At 39.5% G+C, this 16,916-nt stretch carries 19 protein-coding genes; 7 read left to right on the plus strand and 12 right to left on the minus strand.

Features of this window, described 5'->3' with window-relative positions; all coding sequences use genetic code 11:
- Positions 1-273: 273 nt before the first annotated feature.
- On the plus strand, positions 274-774 hold the full coding sequence (locus SporoP32a_RS01170) for a YhcN/YlaJ family sporulation lipoprotein (protein ID WP_085426238.1): 501 nt from the start codon (positions 274-276) through the stop codon (positions 772-774).
- A 482-nt stretch (positions 775-1,256) separates the two neighbouring features.
- On the opposite strand, the gene SporoP32a_RS01175 is transcribed toward SporoP32a_RS01170, so the two are convergent.
- The 4 genes from SporoP32a_RS01175 to SporoP32a_RS01190 all read right to left on the minus strand — a co-directional run bounded on the left by SporoP32a_RS01175 (position 1,257) and on the right by SporoP32a_RS01190 (position 3,971).
- Positions 1,257-1,844 (minus strand): YpjP family protein, encoded by a 588-nt coding sequence (locus tag SporoP32a_RS01175; protein ID WP_085426239.1) that lies wholly within the window; start codon positions 1,842-1,844, stop codon positions 1,257-1,259.
- A gap of 362 nt (positions 1,845-2,206) precedes the next feature.
- Complete coding sequence (locus SporoP32a_RS01180; protein ID WP_232319565.1) at positions 2,207-2,986, minus strand: class I SAM-dependent methyltransferase; 780 nt, start codon at positions 2,984-2,986, stop codon at positions 2,207-2,209.
- A 2-nt stretch (positions 2,987-2,988) separates the two neighbouring features.
- Positions 2,989-3,420: a BrxA/BrxB family bacilliredoxin gene (locus tag SporoP32a_RS01185; RefSeq protein ID WP_085426240.1), complete on the minus strand. Its 432-nt coding sequence runs from the start codon at positions 3,418-3,420 to the stop codon at positions 2,989-2,991.
- 155 nt (positions 3,421-3,575) lie between these two features.
- Positions 3,576-3,971 carry a hypothetical protein gene (locus SporoP32a_RS01190; protein WP_157129908.1) on the minus strand — a complete coding sequence of 132 codons (396 nt, stop codon included), beginning with the start codon at positions 3,969-3,971 and terminating at the stop codon, positions 3,576-3,578.
- A gap of 90 nt (positions 3,972-4,061) precedes the next feature.
- On the opposite strand from SporoP32a_RS01190, the gene fabG reads away from it, so the two are divergent.
- Positions 4,062-4,805 carry a 3-oxoacyl-ACP reductase FabG gene (gene fabG, locus SporoP32a_RS01195; RefSeq protein WP_085426242.1) on the plus strand — a complete coding sequence of 248 codons (744 nt, stop codon included), beginning with the start codon at positions 4,062-4,064 and terminating at the stop codon, positions 4,803-4,805.
- A gap of 217 nt (positions 4,806-5,022) precedes the next feature.
- Here fabG and SporoP32a_RS01200 read toward each other — a convergent pair whose 3' ends face one another.
- The 6 genes from SporoP32a_RS01200 to SporoP32a_RS01225 all read right to left on the minus strand — a co-directional run bounded on the left by SporoP32a_RS01200 (position 5,023) and on the right by SporoP32a_RS01225 (position 9,233).
- Positions 5,023-5,292 carry a hypothetical protein gene (locus SporoP32a_RS01200; protein ID WP_085426243.1) on the minus strand — a complete coding sequence of 90 codons (270 nt, stop codon included), beginning with the start codon at positions 5,290-5,292 and terminating at the stop codon, positions 5,023-5,025.
- Positions 5,293-5,489: 197 nt separating this feature from the next.
- Complete coding sequence (gene hslO / locus SporoP32a_RS01205) at positions 5,490-6,353, minus strand: Hsp33 family molecular chaperone HslO (protein WP_085426244.1); 864 nt, start codon at positions 6,351-6,353, stop codon at positions 5,490-5,492.
- 30 nt (positions 6,354-6,383) lie between these two features.
- On the minus strand, positions 6,384-6,599 hold the full coding sequence (locus SporoP32a_RS01210; RefSeq protein ID WP_085426245.1) for a DUF896 domain-containing protein: 216 nt from the start codon (positions 6,597-6,599) through the stop codon (positions 6,384-6,386).
- Between the two features lie 19 nt (positions 6,600-6,618).
- Positions 6,619-7,575, minus strand: coding sequence for an LLM class oxidoreductase (locus SporoP32a_RS01215; RefSeq protein WP_085426246.1), 957 nt, complete (start codon positions 7,573-7,575; stop codon positions 6,619-6,621).
- Between the two features lie 34 nt (positions 7,576-7,609).
- Entirely contained in the window at positions 7,610-8,083 is a 474-nt protein-coding gene (locus tag SporoP32a_RS01220; RefSeq protein ID WP_085426247.1) for an RrF2 family transcriptional regulator, read from the minus strand.
- Between the two features lie 265 nt (positions 8,084-8,348).
- Positions 8,349-9,233, minus strand: a complete 885-nt coding sequence (locus SporoP32a_RS01225) for a D-alanyl-D-alanine carboxypeptidase family protein (RefSeq protein WP_085426248.1) — start codon at positions 9,231-9,233, stop codon at positions 8,349-8,351.
- Between the two features lie 271 nt (positions 9,234-9,504).
- Here SporoP32a_RS01225 and SporoP32a_RS17415 point away from each other — a divergent pair, with 271 nt between their 5' ends.
- Both SporoP32a_RS17415 and SporoP32a_RS01230 read left to right on the plus strand, forming a co-directional pair.
- Positions 9,505-9,654: a hypothetical protein gene (locus tag SporoP32a_RS17415; RefSeq protein WP_335696115.1), complete on the plus strand. Its 150-nt coding sequence runs from the start codon at positions 9,505-9,507 to the stop codon at positions 9,652-9,654.
- A 4-nt stretch (positions 9,655-9,658) separates the two neighbouring features.
- Entirely contained in the window at positions 9,659-11,668 is a 2,010-nt protein-coding gene (locus SporoP32a_RS01230; protein ID WP_335696116.1) for a YhgE/Pip domain-containing protein, read from the plus strand.
- Between the two features lie 213 nt (positions 11,669-11,881).
- Here the strand turns inward: SporoP32a_RS01230 and SporoP32a_RS01235 are convergent, their stop codons facing one another.
- A complete protein-coding gene (locus SporoP32a_RS01235) occupies positions 11,882-12,859 on the minus strand; it encodes a DUF5050 domain-containing protein (protein WP_085426249.1) in 978 nt (325 codons plus the stop codon).
- Between the two features lie 232 nt (positions 12,860-13,091).
- Here SporoP32a_RS01235 and SporoP32a_RS01240 point away from each other — a divergent pair, with 232 nt between their 5' ends.
- Positions 13,092-13,316, plus strand: coding sequence for a hexameric tyrosine-coordinated heme protein (locus SporoP32a_RS01240; RefSeq protein WP_085426250.1), 225 nt, complete (start codon positions 13,092-13,094; stop codon positions 13,314-13,316).
- 149 nt (positions 13,317-13,465) lie between these two features.
- Here SporoP32a_RS01240 and SporoP32a_RS01245 read toward each other — a convergent pair whose 3' ends face one another.
- The gene (locus SporoP32a_RS01245) at positions 13,466-13,678 is read right to left on the minus strand and encodes an alpha/beta-type small acid-soluble spore protein (protein WP_085426251.1); all 213 of its coding nucleotides are present in this window, start codon (positions 13,676-13,678) and stop codon (positions 13,466-13,468) included.
- 373 nt (positions 13,679-14,051) lie between these two features.
- Here SporoP32a_RS01245 and SporoP32a_RS01250 point away from each other — a divergent pair, with 373 nt between their 5' ends.
- Together SporoP32a_RS01250 and SporoP32a_RS01255 are read left to right on the plus strand one after the other, a co-directional pair.
- Entirely contained in the window at positions 14,052-14,156 is a 105-nt protein-coding gene (locus tag SporoP32a_RS01250) for an aspartyl-phosphate phosphatase Spo0E family protein (protein WP_420542309.1), read from the plus strand.
- Between the two features lie 254 nt (positions 14,157-14,410).
- Complete coding sequence (locus SporoP32a_RS01255) at positions 14,411-16,831, plus strand: ATP-binding protein (RefSeq protein ID WP_085426253.1); 2,421 nt, start codon at positions 14,411-14,413, stop codon at positions 16,829-16,831.
- The last annotated feature ends 85 nt before the right edge of the window (positions 16,832-16,916 follow it).

Below are 16,916 nucleotides of genomic sequence, written 5' to 3' on the forward strand. Positions count from 1 at the left end.
GTGTGGTGTGTTTTTAGTCCAGTATTCACTGCTCGTCGTATAGATATATATCTTTCACATACTACCTTTGCTATAGCGTTTAGTATACACAAAATTCTTCTACTCTTAGTAGGATCAAGTCGCATTCGGTAAATTTACAATGAATGATTGAAAAATCTTTTCAGACTTGAGTATTGCATGGTCATCATTTTTTTATTGGAGTATGTATTGGTTGCATGAAAATCTCTCTTTACGGACACACTGGTTATGAAAAGGTTATAAGGAGGAAAATACATGAAAAAAACAAGTTTGTTACTGATTGTTCTTTCAGCTGCACTGGTCGTTATGGGTTGCGGAACAAAAAAGGATAACACAGCACACGTTGATGAAAATACTATTACGAATGAAACATCGAATGGTACTGCTGACGAAAAAGTTTCCATCCCTAGTACCCATGATACCAAGGTAGAGACTGCTGATGAAGCCGCAGACAAAATTACTGAACTGACAGATGTAGATAGTGCCACTGTACTAGTTACTGATCATAACGCTTATGTTGCGGTTGTCTTAAAAGATACAACAATGAAAGAAGCGACAAAAGAGCTCGAGGATAAAATCGCAGAAGAGGTTCGTTCTTCTAATTCGGCTATTGAAAATGTCTACGTTTCCCTTAATCCGGACTTCGTAGAAAGAATGACCGGTTATAAGGAGAAGGTCAACGCAGGCGAGCCAGTAGAAGGATTCTTTGATGAGTTTTCAGAAGCAATGAAACGCGTATTCCCTGATGCACGTTAACATCTCAGTGTTACTCAAAAGGACTTAACTCTTCTTACTGATTTTTAATGCCATCTATGAAATCAGCTGAAAAATATCTCTAGTAGTAGAGAAAAAGCGATCTGTCCTTAAGGATAGGTCGCTCTTCTCCTATATACACATTTTATAAATCGCGTCTTATCGACGTTTTCATTACGCCTAGTTGCTTCTTATTTTAATTCTTCTCCCAATAACAGTGCAATCACGTTCAGTCGCGCAATCTCCTCTTGATCCTTCACGAGCAAACCAACGCTTCGCTTATTCGTTCTCAACTCCCTAATTGGCAGGCCGTTTCTCTTCAATTACCGAATGTGTAGTTGTCTTTAATGAACTATCTTTACACAACATATAAAATCAACCAGACCACTATACAAACAAAAAAACGCATAAAACCAAATTCCTACAAACTTGGTTTTACACGGTTTTTACTCAATTCAGTTTTCTCACAACAAAACTTCAACGTCTTACGAAAGCCATTTCGGCGGAGTGTTCTTCGACCAATAAATATCCCCAACTGAGTGATGCGCGACAAATCCATCATCCGCTGTGTGGTAATGGAAATTATAGAAGTAGCCGTCACTTGGGCGTTTTTCGGTACGAACGTGGAACTTTATCAGGTCCTGGTTCACTGTTTTGTCGTAAACGTGGAAGATCTTTTCCGCATAATCACCTGAAGGCTGCTCGGTGATGGCCAGACGGCGATCCGTTGCATTATGTACGGTCGTTTGGATCACGGCTTCGATTCGCGGGAAAATCTCCTGATCGAATTCGTTCTGGATTACGGGGCCGATACGCTGTCCGAATTTTTCATACGTTAATAGACGCGCGTGTGCGACCAATTGTTGTTCTCTAGTGTAGCTGTCAAGTGTCAGTAAGTCATCTCGATTGTCTTGCAGTTCAAGGGAATACTCCATGCCTTCTGCGTGGGTTCCAGATTCATTTGGTTCATTCTTATCCGTAAAGTTTGTCCAAATTTCATGATTGGGTGTAATGACGCCCAATGTCAACACGGCGACAGATGCGATCATCAGCCGCTGTAACCATTGCTTCATTTCCATCACTCCTTCAACATTCCGTCATACATCTACATAACTCATACGAAAAGCGTCACAAAAGGTTTCATCTTTTACTATTTCATTGTACAATAAAGTCAAACTTCAATCATCAATATTCACAAAATGTTCTCTGATTGCAAGTTAAGCGGATTTCAATCAAACGCGCTACATAAAAGGAGGTCGCCACAATGGATGTTAACTTATTATTAGGAATTGGTATGCTTGTATTGACTTTGTACTTGAGCTCCCTGAATTTCACACATTAATTAATAGTGAAGAACGCAAAAAAGACTATGGACAGAACCTGGAATGTGATCAGGTTTGTTCATAGTCTTTTTTGTGTAGCTTTACGTAATATATCATTTTCTCTTCTCCAACACGCCATAATGCACTTTCGTGTATGGACGAATCTGCTGTATGAAGCCGAAGCGTTTGAACATCGGTGACTGATAGTGGTCTTTCAATACGACGCGGCGTCTGCATACGCGCAACGCTTCTTCTACCCATTCTTCCGTTACGCTATCAGTCACACCAATTTCTCGCAGCACTTCAAAATTGGAAGATTCCTCAATCGGTGTTGTGAACATCGGATCGAGAAAGACGATGTCACGTGAGTTGGATTCGCAAGTTTTCAAGAACTCTATAGCTTCCGAATGAATTACTTCGACTCGTTGCATCGCTTCTTGTAGCAGCGGAAAGTCGATCGGGAAATTATGCAAACCGACTTTTGTTAGGAACGCGACGATTGGATTCGCTTCAATTCCTTCTACCGATCCTAACTTTCCGACGGTGCTAGATGCGATGATTGCGTCCGAGCCAAGTCCGAGTGTGCAATCTAGGAACGAGTCGCCAGGTTGAAGAACAGCTGCCGCCACGAGTGGATCGGTTTCGCCTTTTAGTATGCGTTTCAAACGATAAGTTGCAGAATTCGGATGAAAGAAGAACGGTTCGGTGCTGCCTCTTGTATAAAACGAATAGCGGTCCTTCCCCGCCACTAAGACATCTGCTTGATAGACGTCTTGTAGTTTAGGGATGGACCGCTTTTTACGTTCGACGACAGGCGCCTGTAACGACTCCGCTGCTTGTTGCATAAGTGCAGTGGAGTGTTCATCAGGACGTCCTGCTGTCGTAATGATCACGTTCACTGAGCAACGACTTTCGTTAAGACGTCAACAAGGTGATCTTTAATATGTTCTTTCGGGAAGTTCTCGATTTGTTCGCGTGGAATGAAATACACGACTTTTCCTTGATCCCAAATAGCAATCGAAGGTGAACTTGGAGGAATCTCTGGGAAGTATGAGCGGAATGTTTCCGTCGCTTCTTTATCTTGCCCTGCGAATACCGTAAATAGATGATCCGGTTTCACTTCTGCCACTGCTTCGCGTACAGCCGGACGTGCTAGACCTGCCGCACAACCGCATACCGAGTTGATCATGATAATTGCTGAACCTTCAAGGCCCTTTAAAGTATCATCGACTTCTTCAGCCGTTGTTAGTTCTGTAAATCCTGCAGTAGTTAGTTCTTCGCGCATCGGTGTAACAATTCCGCGCATGTACTCATCATATGCGTTCATTTAAATATCTCCGCCCTCTCGTATGGTTACGTGTTTTATGTCGTACTATTTTTAATAGTAAAGGATAGAGGAAATTATTTCACGTGATTGGGTTGGCGGGAGGTGGAATATTGTATGTGGAGGCGCAAAATGCATAGCTAGCTTTACGATAGCTTTCAGAGATTCATTTCCTTTTTAATCTCTTTCACTCGTTCGATCGTTAACCCTGTTCCCTCCGCCACAGCTTTTTCATCCATTTTCATTTTTAATAGTCTACGAGCCGTTTGTTCTACACCTTGTTCCAAACCTTGTTTTATCCATTGATCTTTCTTAGCCTCTAGTTTCAAATTACCCGCTTCTTCTCTCAACTTCGCTTCATTAATAAAAGCTTCTTCATCTAAAACCTCTTTTAAACGCGCATTATACGCTAATAATCCTTGTGAATCGCGACTCATGTCAACCCAGCTGGTGAACGCGTCTTGTAGATGCTCATCCTTCATCGCAATCGCCTCCAGTTCTTTGTAAATGTCTTTATATACATTTCTCTTACCTTTTACAATATAGTTTAACATTTTTCATTCAAACTATTCACTATATGAATACCCATTCATTTATGATAAAGTAAACTTACAATTCTATGAAATTCAGAAGGGGTGTAGGATATGGGGAAATTAGTAGATAAAATCGCAGTCGTAACAGGCGCAGCACAAGGAATCGGAGAGAAAATAGCAGAGCGTTTACTCGATGACGGGGCAGTAGTAATTATTTTGGATGTCAATTTTGAAAAGTTGGAACGAACCGCTTCCGCGTTGGACGCTTCAGGTGATAAGGTCCACCCTATGAAGTGTAATGTAGCCGATCCAGAAGATGTGGCGACAACATTTTCTGCTATTTATGAAAAGTTCAGTCAAGTGGATATTCTAGTGAATAATGCAGGGATTACGAGAGACTCATTCTTCCATAAAATGACGGCCGAACAATGGCACTCTGTACTCGACGTCAATCTCAGCAGCATGTTCTACACGTGCCAAGCGGTCATTCCACAAATGCGTGCACAGCAATATGGAAAAATTGTCAATGTATCCTCGTCTTCGAGTTGGGGCAATATGGGACAGGCGAATTACAGTGCGTCAAAAGCTGGAGTGCTTGGTTTAACGAGGACGTTAGCCAAGGAAAATGGCAGTAAGCAGATTACGGTAAATGCCATTGCGCCAGGGCAGATCAATACAGATATGACGAAGGACTTGCCAGAAGACGTTAAGAGAATGGCAACACTGTTAACACCAGCGGGTCGTATGGGAGATCCTGCGGAAGTGGCATCCGTTGTTTCCTTCTTGACTTCCGATGATTCGAGTTTTGTCAATGGTGAGTGTATTAGCGTCAGTGGCGGATTTTTAATGGTTTGATGAACCGCAATTTTATCGGAATATGATTTACAATAATATCTATGTAGAAAATCGTAAACGTCATACCATTCCCTACGATACGCGAACCATTTTTCTCAATGAGTTTCCGTTCTTTACTCGTTTCTTTCAATTCCAGAATCGCCAAACAATGTATTGCATACATTGTTTTCAAGTTAGCAAGTGAAAAGTTTTACAGGAAAATTTACTATGAAGAACCTTATTTGTTACTTTTAGTTAATGATCTAATTGAAATGACGTATAACACGAACGTCAACGAGATTGTAGCTAGGTAGTAATACCAATTATCAAATCGCAATAACTTAGTGATAAAACCACTGACGAGCATGGATACACCTGCTCCTGCGATGAATCGGCTTACGTTAGAACGTAGTAGTTTGGTAGTGAGTTCATGAAATAAAAAGCCAACGACGGCGCTGATTACAGCAGTAAATATAAGTAAGGAAAAGAACGGTAAATAGTAAAACATAAAATCATCTCCCTTTATTCCAGCTTTTTTGAACCTTTTGCTTTTATGGCGATTAATTTATTCTATCATTAATATCAATTGTCTCAAGAACTACTCATATGGACGAATTAGAATCAATATAAAAAAGCAGCTGAATGAAATATTCCATGTTTACAAAACATGGTAGTTTCTCATTCAGATGCTCATTTTTCATTTCTTTATAAAGCGACTTCTTTCAGTGCTTCCAAATGCTCAGTATCGAAGTGATAGGTTTCATTGCAGAAATGACAATTCACTTCGGCCTGTCCATCTGTTTGAATCATGTCTTCAATTTCTTCGCTACCTAAGCTGATAATCGCATTAGTGATTCGCTCCATAGAGCATTGACACTGAAATTGAACGGGCATGCTTTCTAACACGGTGACATGTTCCGGACCTAACACGTGCTCAAGTATTTGTTCGGGTGTACTGCCTTCTTCGATCATGGAAGAGAGTGGCGCAATTACTTTCATGCGTTCTTCAATCTTACTCATCACTTCTTCATCTGCGCCTGGCATGAGTTGAATGATGAAGCCACCTGCCGCTTTCACCGTATTATCAGGATTTACTAACACGCCAACTCCGACAGCAGATGCGGTTTGTTCAGATTTAGAAAGATACGATGTATAGTCTTCTCCAATTTCCCCGGAAATGAGTGGGATTTGTCCTACGAAAGGATATGTTAGCCCCACGTCTTTTGAGACCGTTAGCAATCCATTTGTGCCGACTGCCTTTCCGACTTCGTTCAATTCTACGTCGGTTTGGGGATGCGAGACATATCCTCGAACTTCACCTTTGGCGTTCGAAGCCACAATAATTGTACCGAGTGGGCCGCCACCGTTAATTTTTACTGATATTTTCTCCTCGCCCTTTAACATAGAGCCTAGAATTAAACCAGCAGTCATTGAACGTCCAAGGGCATCTGCGGCTGTTGGCCAAGCCGCATGTCGTCGCTGTGCTTCCGCTACAGTTGTAGTTGAGTTCACAGCGTACGCGCGCACTTGATTTTGATAAGCTACCGCTTTTACCAAATAATCATTCATTCTATACACCCTTTCTATAGCCCTACACGTTTAGTTTAGCTTTGTTTCACGTAATTTTTCGGGTGTGACATCATTTCCAAGCGGATCGATGACGGTTAAACCTGAAAATGTGCCCATGACTTGCCCACGGATTTCACGTAAGTAATCTTGACGCAATACTGTCTGCTCCACTACTTCAGCATTTGTTAAGCCTTCTTCACGCTGTTTTTTAGCTAATTCATTAATACGACCTAATTGATTAATCATGTAAATCCCTCATTTTCATTTATTTTTTATTATGTGCACTAAAATGTGGTACGACAAATTCTTGCAGCTCTTGTATCACTTCTGTTATCGGACGGTCTTCGTTACGAATTGCCAGAACGACGTGGTTGACTCCGATATCTTGTAGTGCATACAAATAATCGATTAAAAACTGGTGACCCGATGTGAAGCCAACTTTTATTGGAATCGGTCTAGGCGACGCATTGGGTTTGTCTGATAAATGTATAGTTAGGGGCTGTATGAACGGTTTAAATTCAGTTGTCGCTTGACGCCATAGCTTGATCAACTCTTGTTGGCGATTGGCTTCTTGGGCATAAAACATCCAACCGTCTGTATTCTTAGCTAACCATTCGATCGTTTGTCCGGAATACCCGGTACCTAAAATCGGAATTTTAGATACTAATGGCTTAGGAATCACATCACCTGCTTCGAGTCCAACACGTTCAGACTGGATCGTAGGGAAAGATTCTTTCCATAATGTTTTCATTACGTCTACAGACTCTCTAAACAATTCATCACGTTGATCTCGGTTCACTTTAAATGCTGGGAATTCAATTGGCCGATCGCCAGTGGCAACACCCAGTAATAAGCGCTGGTTAGATATATCATCTAATGAAGCAGCTGATTTCGCCAAGTGAAGTGGGTGCCGCAACGTCGTGACGACACTTGCTGTGCCTAGCGCGATTTTACTTGTATGCGCACTTACAAATGCGAGAAGTTGAAATGGATCATGCTTGACGCCATTATCTCCAAAGTTCGGATCGTAAAGAGGCGAATCTCTGACATACAATGCCGCAAATCCCGCATCTTCAGCTTGCTTGGCCAGCTTCATTTGTTCGGCTAGATCCAGTGGCATATGATAATCAACAGCAAGATCCATAGGGAATGTAATGCCCAATGTTAATGTATTTTCTTTAAATGTGCGCACGAAGCCTTGATGCGATTGAAATGATTTCATCGTAATTCCACCTAACGGACAATCCTATTGATGTTCACACCATTTTTACCTTCAGCCATTCTTGCAGTGCTTGTACTTTCGGATTATAGTCTTTATTTATTCCCTCATAGAGTGACGCAACCGTTTCGCGTTTTAGAATAGATTTCCACGAATTTTCGGCTTCTGTCATTAAAGCGATTAATGCACAGTCACGATCTTCTTCTACGTTAAGCATGTCATGGAAAACGCCACTTGGAGAATAAAGTGATTGTTTGCCTTCAATCGCTAGATAAATATCATATACACAAATCTCTTCAGGCTTTTTATTTAACTTAAATCCACCCTTCACTCCAGGAACAGATGTGATCAAGTCCGCGCTGACTAATTTCCGCAATATTTTCTGCGTATATGTTGGCGATGCATGAAGTTGTTGACTAATTGCTTCACCTGGTAATACTGCTCTATCTGGCAGCAAATTCAGGATGAGAATGGCATATAAGGATTGTTCCACTCCGGTTTTCATTTGCATTCCATCATCCCCTTTCATGAGTATATATTCGCGATAAGTCTATTGATTTCTAACGTAGATAATGTTTATCCTTATTAGATTAACAGGCATTTCATAAAAAGTACAGTAATCTACTTTGCGATTGCTTTTAGATGGGAGTCGTGTACTTACGGTGTTACAAAATCGACTCTGTAATTTCTCTTATTCTAAAAAAAGACTATCCAACCTAATCAGGCTCGGATAGTCTTTTATTATTCTTTTATTATGTTCCAACATATACAGTACATCATTTTACATAACGAGTAATCAGTTCCCTCGTTACATTAAAACGCGGCTCTGAATTGTTTCCGTCGACTTCTTCCACTCCAATCAAAACAGTAATCACACGCTGTCCATTGAAGATTCCACTTCCTGTAAAACAAGAACCTGCCGCATCGGTATACCCCGTCTTCAATCCATCAATGCCATCCATTTGCATGCGCATACCCGGTAACAGTAAATTTGTATTCCACATCTTCATTCCGTCTCTAGACATGAAGTGCGTCATGCGGGTGAATTCGAGTACTTCAGGATGCTTTTTAATAAGCCGATCTGCCATGATTGCCATTTCGTGAGCTGACGCTAAGTTGTTCTTGTTCTCGCCTCTACCGAGATAAGTGCCATCCAAACCGTGTGGATTGAAGAAAACCGTTTTCTTTAATCTAAAGGCGCGTGCTTGTTCATTCATGATCGCAACGAAATTTTCTTCCGTTCCTGCCACGATCTCAGCCAACGCAAGAGCTGCATCATTTGCTGAAATGACGGTCATCGCAGTAAAAAGTTCACGTACTGTATAGTTTTCATTTGCTTTCATCCCTAGTTTAGAAGCGCTCGCAAACTGTGCCATATCTAGCACAGTGGCACTTGGTTGATAAGTGGTTTCCCAGGAGATCATCCCATTCTTAATCGTATTCAAGACAATATATTGCGTCATTAACTTGGTCATGCTTGCGATCGGTAAAGGTTTTTTACTATTTTTTTCATATAACACTTCACCTGTCTCTGCGTTTAAAAGAATCATAGCTTTGGAAGTGGCGCTCCAATTGTCATCTATTATTTGTACGTCGTTCCATTGCGTGACGACTGCATAGATTCCTAAACAGATGAGTAGGACCAATATCAGCTTCTTCATGTATACACCTGCCTATGCTATTCATTATGAAGTAGAAGTCTGAAGTTTAATAGTGGTAATTTCTTAAGAATGAATGAAGATGATTAAAAAATATCTACGTTGACAGGTAACAAGTCTTTTTTCGCAGTTTCTCCAGTTTAGTATACAAAACTTAATCCTTAAAGCTTTTTAAGATACATCCTATTCTGTTTGAATCATAAAAATTCAGTTGAACTAGCATTTTTATGGGCACAATAGCTAATAAAAAGAGCTACTGGAGTGAGTCACAATCATGAAAACAAGCTGGAATATATTTAAATTGGATTTGAAACACATCGGTAAAAACTGGGTTGCCGCCCTTTTGATTGGCGGACTGACCATTTTACCATCTTTATGCTTGGCTAAATATATACGCAACATGGGATCCTTATGGCCACACTGACCAATTGCCTGTGGCGATTGTCAATGAAGATGAAGGCGCGATGGTACGTGACAAACACATTAATGTCGGTGAAGAATTGATCAAAACGTTACAAAATAATAAAGAGATGGATTGGTCGTTCACCACAAGCCAAGAAGCGATGGACGGTGTAGAATATGGTGACTATTTTGCGGCGATTTTTATTCCAAAAGATTTCTCCAGCAAATTGGCGACAGTCACTTCAGGTGAGCCTGAAAAAGCAGAAATTCATTACTTCGTCAATGAAAAGTTGAATTCTATCGCACCAAAAATCACAGAAAAAGGCGCTTCTGTCATTGTCGACAAAGTAAGCCGCCGCTTTATTTCTACTGTGAATGGCGTAGTACTCGATTTATTTAATGAACTGGGAATAGAAATCGAGAAGGATTTACCTGACATTCAGAAATTCGAACAATATATTTTTGACATTCAGAAGCAATTACCTACGATTCATCAGACGCTAGAAGGAATCGTGACGGATGCGAACTCTGCGCAGCACATCATCAACAAAGCGCAACAGCTACTGCCTGAGGCGAAACGCACTACGAATTCAGGACTAAAAACGATAAACGATACGATCGATCAGCTGACAACAGCGCAGAATCGACTAGAAGCGGCTGCACCGCGTATTAGAACAGATTTGGAGAAAATAGTTGCTATTACGAATGAAACGAACGATTTCCTCAAACAAATTCAGCAATTATCACTTGACTTTACTGAATGGAATCGTGCGAAACAAGCAGTGGACGATCGCGTAACAGGCAGTATGGAAAAACTAGAAGGCCTTGAGCTAGACCTTCTGAATATAAAGAATGTAGCTGAACAATTGAATGGTGAACAATCGGCTGCAACAGACGCCGCTCTACTTAAAATCGATAATCTAAAGAATTTGCTAAATGAAATTCAACAACATGCACGCACAATGGACACGCTTGTGCAAGGTGAAGAAGAACAGCTACGCAATAGTCTAAATGACTTGCAAAAGATTGCTGAAAACACAACCATCCAAGGCAGTTCATTCCTAAAAGAATATAGCGACACGATAGAACCTTACATTCGCAAACAAATATCCGGGGCATTGAAAACATTAACTAGTGCCAAAACGCTACTGACAGAAGTACAAGCCTCCATTCCTAAAGTACAGCAAACATTACTTAGTGCGGATCAACACTTGACGCAAGGTAAACAACAAGTCGAGAACGCGCTAAATCAATACCCATACGTATATGGTAAGGTGAACAAGCTCGCAAATCGCATCAAAGACATTCAAGGCGAAACGGATATTAATGAAATTATTGATTTACTGCGAAATGATCCGCAAGCAGAACGCAGCTTCTTTGAGGAACCAATTCTACTGAAAGAAACGAAGCTATTTCCAATCGAAAACTATGGAACGGGAATGACACCGTTTTATACAGTGCTTTCGATTTGGGTCGGTTGTTTATTGTTAATTTCCTTACTATCCACGGATATTAGCCGGGAAGGTACATTCACATCAAGACAAATTTATGTAGGTCGGTTATTTACTTTCGGTTTAATTGGTTGTATACAGACACTCATCGTGACGATTGGAGATTTGGTGCTACTGGGTGTCACAGTCAAAGAGCCGGTATTATTCATTTTATTTGGTGTTTTGATCAGCGTAGTGTTCATGTCGATCGTCTATACGCTTGTTTCAGTTTTCGGAGATGTTGGTAAAGCAATGGCTATCGTCTTACTCGTGCTGCAGATTGCAGGTTCAGGTGGCACGTATCCGATTATGCTTCTCCCCTCCTTTTTCCAGTGGATCAATCCTTTCTTACCCTTTACGTACGCAATTGATCTGATGAGAGAGGCAGTTGGCGGAATCGTCTGGGCACGTGCTTTAAAAGATATGCTGTTTTTAGCGGTCGTTGGAATAGCCTTAATTAGTTTCGGTGTTTTATTCAAAGAAAAAATGAATAAAGCAAGCGACCATCTTTTGGCGAAATCACGTGAGACCGATTTATTTCACTGAACTGCTATATATAATCTTTTTCATTTTAAACTACTACCACAAGCTTTACCTATTGTTTAAAACTTAGAATCCAGAACCCGAAGATTTACTATGACTTGGTGAACGTTCTGAAGTAGTAGGTCCTGGTGAAGCATATGATTCAACTAAAATTACACGCAGCACAACAAAACCTCCCTACGCTCGTAAGGAGGCTTTATTATAAAACTAGAGACTTCAGCGCGTCTGTAAAATTCTACGCAAATAAAAAGTATCTTGTTGAACATTTTGAATTTCAAAATAAAAGGCTGCGTTATGGTACTCTGCGCTAAGCTTGGAACCGGTCAAATCTCCTACCTTCACGGCATTCTTTCCATCCTTATCCATTCGATAGAAATACTGTCTATAGGTTCCGGTGTTATCGACGAAATACACGTATTTTGTGCCAATGAATAATGCAGTCGTGTCAACAGTAGATATGCGTTGTAAGAAGTCACCGCTATAATTCATTCGGTACAAATATCTGCCATTCATTGTAGAGGTTTGATGAATAACGGAATAAATATACCCATCCCGAACAATTATTGAATCAATGTTACTTACTTTACTAATGATTGGAACGACTTGTTGAGGAGTAGATATTTTGAATCTGGCAAAACTCATTGAATAGTCATAGGGCAGAGGAACAGTAGGTATCAAGTACGTATAGTAGAGCCAGCCGTTGTGGACCGAGAATTCTTGAATGGTGCCTTCGGATGTATACAGATGCTTATTTCCTTGACCGTTTATATTGATCTCAAAAACATTGCGCCCTGTATGATAATAAATTCTATCGTGATCAATCAAGAAGTTGCTACTGGTCACTTGAGGATATTCCCTAACGAGGGTCCCATCAAAAGAAAACCGCTGCAGCTTATTTACATCATCATTAAATATAACCATCGTGTTTTTATATAATTGGATATTGGTATAGTTTCCTTGCTTGATCAAGCGAAACTTCTTCATATCATTACTGACCTTATATATACCCAGTGTCATATCCTCTAGATGTCCTCTATTTACATAGTAATTGCTTCCGTCTTTAGCAGCAAAACTATTAACGAAATGATTATCTCCTTTTACATCATCTAACGCACTAACTTTTGATGATAGTACATTGGGGAATAGCAAACCGACAAACAGGATGACGACTATTAACCGTATCCAGCGTTTCATTTGAACATCCCTCCGTTATTTTACATTCATTATATCATTATCTGAATAATTAATCTATTATCAAAATACTAAATGAGCTTTGTTTTTCGCAAGTATATTCAGCGTATCAACTATCTGAAAATATGTACTGTATAATTTTAAATAAATTCTACTTATCAAAATAATTATGTTAATATTAATTTAACGAAATTATTAGTCAACTTAGTATTATAGCTAAAAGGGAGGAATTACAATGGCGAACTGGCTTACAAGTTTACAAACAGACACACCGCAAGAAGGTTTTGAACTGGCTATCACATTGGCTAGAAAAGGAGTCGCTTACACACAAACATCTCCGGAAGTAAGGGAAAAACTACGCCCTGAGTATGCAGAAAATGCAGATAGCTTAACTAAAGCATCACATGTCATCGCTGTTCATTTCCAGACGATTTCAGCAGCGAATAATTATTGGAAGTAAAGGTTATGGGGATTGTGTTAAAAAACCACATACTAAAAAAGACGACAATCCATTCGCAATCGAATGAATCGTCGTCTTTTCGTTTTTTGAGAAATCAAAGCGTATAGTGCTCATGATTTTTCATATGCTAATCTGGCTGGTTACTGCTGTTATTCCATATTACCGTTCATTTGTGATTGAGCCTGACGCACTAATCGCTTTGTAATTTCTCCGCCGACGGATCCGTTGGCACGCGATGTGGAGTCTGGTCCAAGGTTTACACCGAATTCATTAGCGATTTCTTCCTTCATTTGGTTGATCGCCTGTTGTACGCCTGGAACTAAAAGTTGGTTTGAGTTGTTGCTGCTGTTGTTGTTTGGCATGTTGTCCACCTCCTTCTGACAATAGAATGAGCATTTTTTAAAATATCATACATCGAGTTTAAAAATGTTTTTAAATTGTTAGCACATTAACAATTTGTCCGAATTACACTTACCTTTCACATGTAGTACAGCTTAAGATGTTTAATTAGTCAGTTATCATTCACAGTGCTGTCATAATTCCACAATAATTAAATTGCGAACCAAAATCCGACATGCTTTTCATTATGCGTTTAATATGATGTAGACGTTGCTTCTTTACTAACTAGAAAATTTCTGCATAATTGAAGCGTAATATATAGTTGGAGGAATAGAAATGAATAAAAAAATTAAAATGAGTTGGCTGTTGATTAGAATCAAAGTAAATAGAATGGTTATGTACAATAAAGCAAATCGTTTTGGATTTACACATCCGAGTGTTGTAAAATGTAGTCACAAACTGGATCATTTATTGAACAGAGCACAAGGAATTTGTTCCTAACCATAGAAGTTAAGTTATTGGTATACATAAGAACACCCTAACGACAAGACAGTTCGAGAATTTCCCGAACTGTCTTTTTTATTGTCTAATATCCAAATTAAATAGCTTCAATTCGAACGATCTTATCGACTATTGCTAGTATATTTCCTATAAACACTACTCATGAAAAAATAAATTGTCTGATTGTTGCGTGTAGCACCTACATATAGGGTATAAACAAAGTAAAGATAAAATCACGAGTGAGGTGAGTGTAATTGACAAATTTCAATGAAGAGTCCATTAAACGAAAAGCTGAATTACAACCGAATGACTTGAAGAAGGTAGTAGATTACTCCGTATTTTCATTCGACTCTACGGAACATGTAGAAAAGCTGACGAATATTATCGGTCAACAACGGGCACGATCTGTGATGAATTTCGGCTTGCATGTCAATAAACCCGGATATAATCTATATGTCGCAGGGACAGAAGGTGTCGGAAAAACTTCTTTTGTTACTACCGTAGTACAGGACTTTTCAAAAAAAGAAGCTAAACTTTTTGATTGGTGTTATGTCAATAACTTCGAGGATGAGTACAAACCTAAAGTATTGAAGCTTCCTGTCGGATTAGGCAATCAACTCAAAAAATCGATGGAGCAGCTATTAAATGATTTAAAAGTAGATATTCCGAATGCGTTTAGTGAAAACAACCGACAAAAAAATCGTACATCCATCATCCAGAAATATAAAGAAAAAATGGACCTAGTATATAAACAAACAAATGAAATAGCTACAGAGAATGGATTTATACTGAAACAAAGTGACTCAACAGTCGCTACCATTCCGATGGGCGAAGATGGACAACCAATAACCGAAGAAGCCTACGGCGCTTTAGATGATCAACAACGAGCTGCTATTGAAGAAAACTCTGCCAAACTACAGGAAATCATATTGGAAGCGACGAAAACTATACTCCATTTCGAGCAGGAGTTGAAGAAATCATTAACAGGATTTGACCATCAGACGGCCATTACGACAATCGATTTTCACATTGATGAGCTAAAAAAAGACTATAAAGACTGTCCAGAAGTCGTTCGTTATTTAAAAACCGTCAGAAAAGATTTAGCGAATAATTTCCAAGTGTTCCTGCCGAATCCAACGAAAAAAGATGAAAAGCAGTTAGGTAATCTGTTTAAAGACGAAAACCAAGCACTTAATAAGTATACAATCAACGTACTCGTTGATAATAGCGATACTACAGGTATGCCCGTAATAACAGCTGATAACCCTACTTTTTATAATCTGATCGGTAAAGTAGAATATGAAAACCGAATGGGTGTCATGAGCACTGATTTCACGAAGATAAAACCTGGCTACTTACATGACGCAAATGGCGGATATCTTCTCATTCAAGCGAAAGATATTTTTTCAAAGAGCCAAGCATGGGAAGGTTTAAAAAGAGCATTATTAATTCATAAACTTCAAATTGAAAATATAGGCGAGCATGCTAGTATAATTGCGACAGCATCGGTAAACCCAGATCCCATTCCACTCGATGTAAAAATTATTATCATTGGCAATATGAATATTTATCAAGCCCTTTATCAACACGATGAAGATTTCCGTAAATTATTTAAGATACGCGTAGATTTTGATGTAGAAATGAAATACAACCAAGAGAATATTGCAGGATTGATTAGCTTTATTCACACGCATTGTAAAAAGCACGGACTGCGACATTTTGACCCTTCCGCTGTCGCAAAGATTATAGAATACAGCTCACGTATTGCGGGTGATCAACGCAAATTATCCACACGATTTAATCTGCAAGTCGAATTGATTTACGAGGCGGATGCATGGGCCAGCATAATGGGAGATGACCTAGTTTCCGAAGTGCATATTGAAAAGGCAATTGAAGAAAAAAGATATCGCTCCAATTTATATGAGGAAAAGATTCAAGCGAGCATCGATGAAGGGAGTATTCTAATTGATACGGACGGAGGGAAAATTGGACAAGTGAATGGCTTGGCTGTTTACAACTTAGGACAATACCAATTCGGCAAACCTTCACGTATTACGGCTACCACTTTTATGGGCAAAAAAGGCTTTGTCAATATTGAAAGGGAAAGCCAGTTGAGTGGCAATACGCATAATAAAGGTGTCTATATATTAGGTGGCTATTTAGGACAAAAGTTTGCACAAAAGTATCCATTAGTATTGACTGCACACATCGCGTTTGAACAGTCTTATGGCGGCGTAGATGGAGATAGCGCTTCAAGTACAGAGCTTTATGCGATTTTGTCTAGCCTAGCAGAAATTCCAATCGATCAAGGATTGGCTGTAACCGGCTCCGTCAATCAAAATGGCGAAATCCAACCAATAGGTGGCGTGAATGAAAAAGTAGAAGGCTTTTATAATGTATGTAAAAATAGAGGACTTACAGGCAAGCAAGGCGTACTCATCCCTCACCAAAACGTGAAGAACTTAATGCTAAACGATGAAATCATTGAATCTGTACGTGAAGGACAATTCCATATTTATAAAGTGCGAACGATTGAAGAAGGAATAGAAATTTTAACCGGTATAGCGGCTGGACAACCGAATGAACTTGGAGAGTATGATGAAGATACGGTCTATGGCAAGGTATCCGAGAAATTACGGATGTTTATGGAATTTGCGAAGGAACAAGAGAAATAAAAACATGCCTGTGGAACCCATTCATAAAAATGTGTTCTACAGGCGTTTTAATTTTTCGTGAAGACATGTTGACAATTCATTTATT

The sequence above is a fragment of the Sporosarcina ureae genome, assembly GCF_002109325.1.
Classification (GTDB): Bacteria; Bacillota; Bacilli; order Bacillales_A; family Planococcaceae; genus Sporosarcina; species Sporosarcina ureae_C.

What these genes read in the sequence shown, in the direction of transcription:
- SporoP32a_RS01190 (WP_157129908.1), bottom strand. Translation starts at nt 3,971, where the DNA reads ATGTTAAACTATATTGTAAAAGGTAAGAGAAATGTATATAAAGACATT.
- SporoP32a_RS01240 (WP_085426250.1), top strand. Translation starts at nt 13,092, where the DNA reads ATGGCGAACTGGCTTACAAGTTTACAAACAGACACACCGCAAGAAGGT.
- SporoP32a_RS01215 (WP_085426246.1), bottom strand. Translation starts at nt 7,575, where the DNA reads ATGAAATCATTTCAATCGCATCAAGGCTTCGTGCGCACATTTAAAGAA.
- SporoP32a_RS01245 (WP_085426251.1), bottom strand. Translation starts at nt 13,678, where the DNA reads ATGCCAAACAACAACAGCAGCAACAACTCAAACCAACTTTTAGTTCCA.
- hslO (WP_085426244.1), bottom strand. Translation starts at nt 6,353, where the DNA reads ATGAATGATTATTTGGTAAAAGCGGTAGCTTATCAAAATCAAGTGCGC.
- SporoP32a_RS01225 (WP_085426248.1), bottom strand. Translation starts at nt 9,233, where the DNA reads ATGAAGAAGCTGATATTGGTCCTACTCATCTGTTTAGGAATCTATGCA.
- SporoP32a_RS01170 (WP_085426238.1), top strand. Translation starts at nt 274, where the DNA reads ATGAAAAAAACAAGTTTGTTACTGATTGTTCTTTCAGCTGCACTGGTC.
- SporoP32a_RS17415 (WP_335696115.1), top strand. Translation starts at nt 9,505, where the DNA reads ATGAAAACAAGCTGGAATATATTTAAATTGGATTTGAAACACATCGGT.
- SporoP32a_RS01185 (WP_085426240.1), bottom strand. Translation starts at nt 3,420, where the DNA reads ATGAACGCATATGATGAGTACATGCGCGGAATTGTTACACCGATGCGC.
- fabG (WP_085426242.1), top strand. Translation starts at nt 4,062, where the DNA reads ATGGGGAAATTAGTAGATAAAATCGCAGTCGTAACAGGCGCAGCACAA.
- SporoP32a_RS01210 (WP_085426245.1), bottom strand. Translation starts at nt 6,599, where the DNA reads ATGATTAATCAATTAGGTCGTATTAATGAATTAGCTAAAAAACAGCGT.
- SporoP32a_RS01235 (WP_085426249.1), bottom strand. Translation starts at nt 12,859, where the DNA reads ATGAAACGCTGGATACGGTTAATAGTCGTCATCCTGTTTGTCGGTTTG.
- SporoP32a_RS01250 (WP_420542309.1), top strand. Translation starts at nt 14,052, where the DNA reads ATGTACAATAAAGCAAATCGTTTTGGATTTACACATCCGAGTGTTGTA.
- SporoP32a_RS01200 (WP_085426243.1), bottom strand. Translation starts at nt 5,292, where the DNA reads ATGTTTTACTATTTACCGTTCTTTTCCTTACTTATATTTACTGCTGTA.
- SporoP32a_RS01220 (WP_085426247.1), bottom strand. Translation starts at nt 8,083, where the DNA reads ATGCAAATGAAAACCGGAGTGGAACAATCCTTATATGCCATTCTCATC.
- SporoP32a_RS01175 (WP_085426239.1), bottom strand. Translation starts at nt 1,844, where the DNA reads ATGAAGCAATGGTTACAGCGGCTGATGATCGCATCTGTCGCCGTGTTG.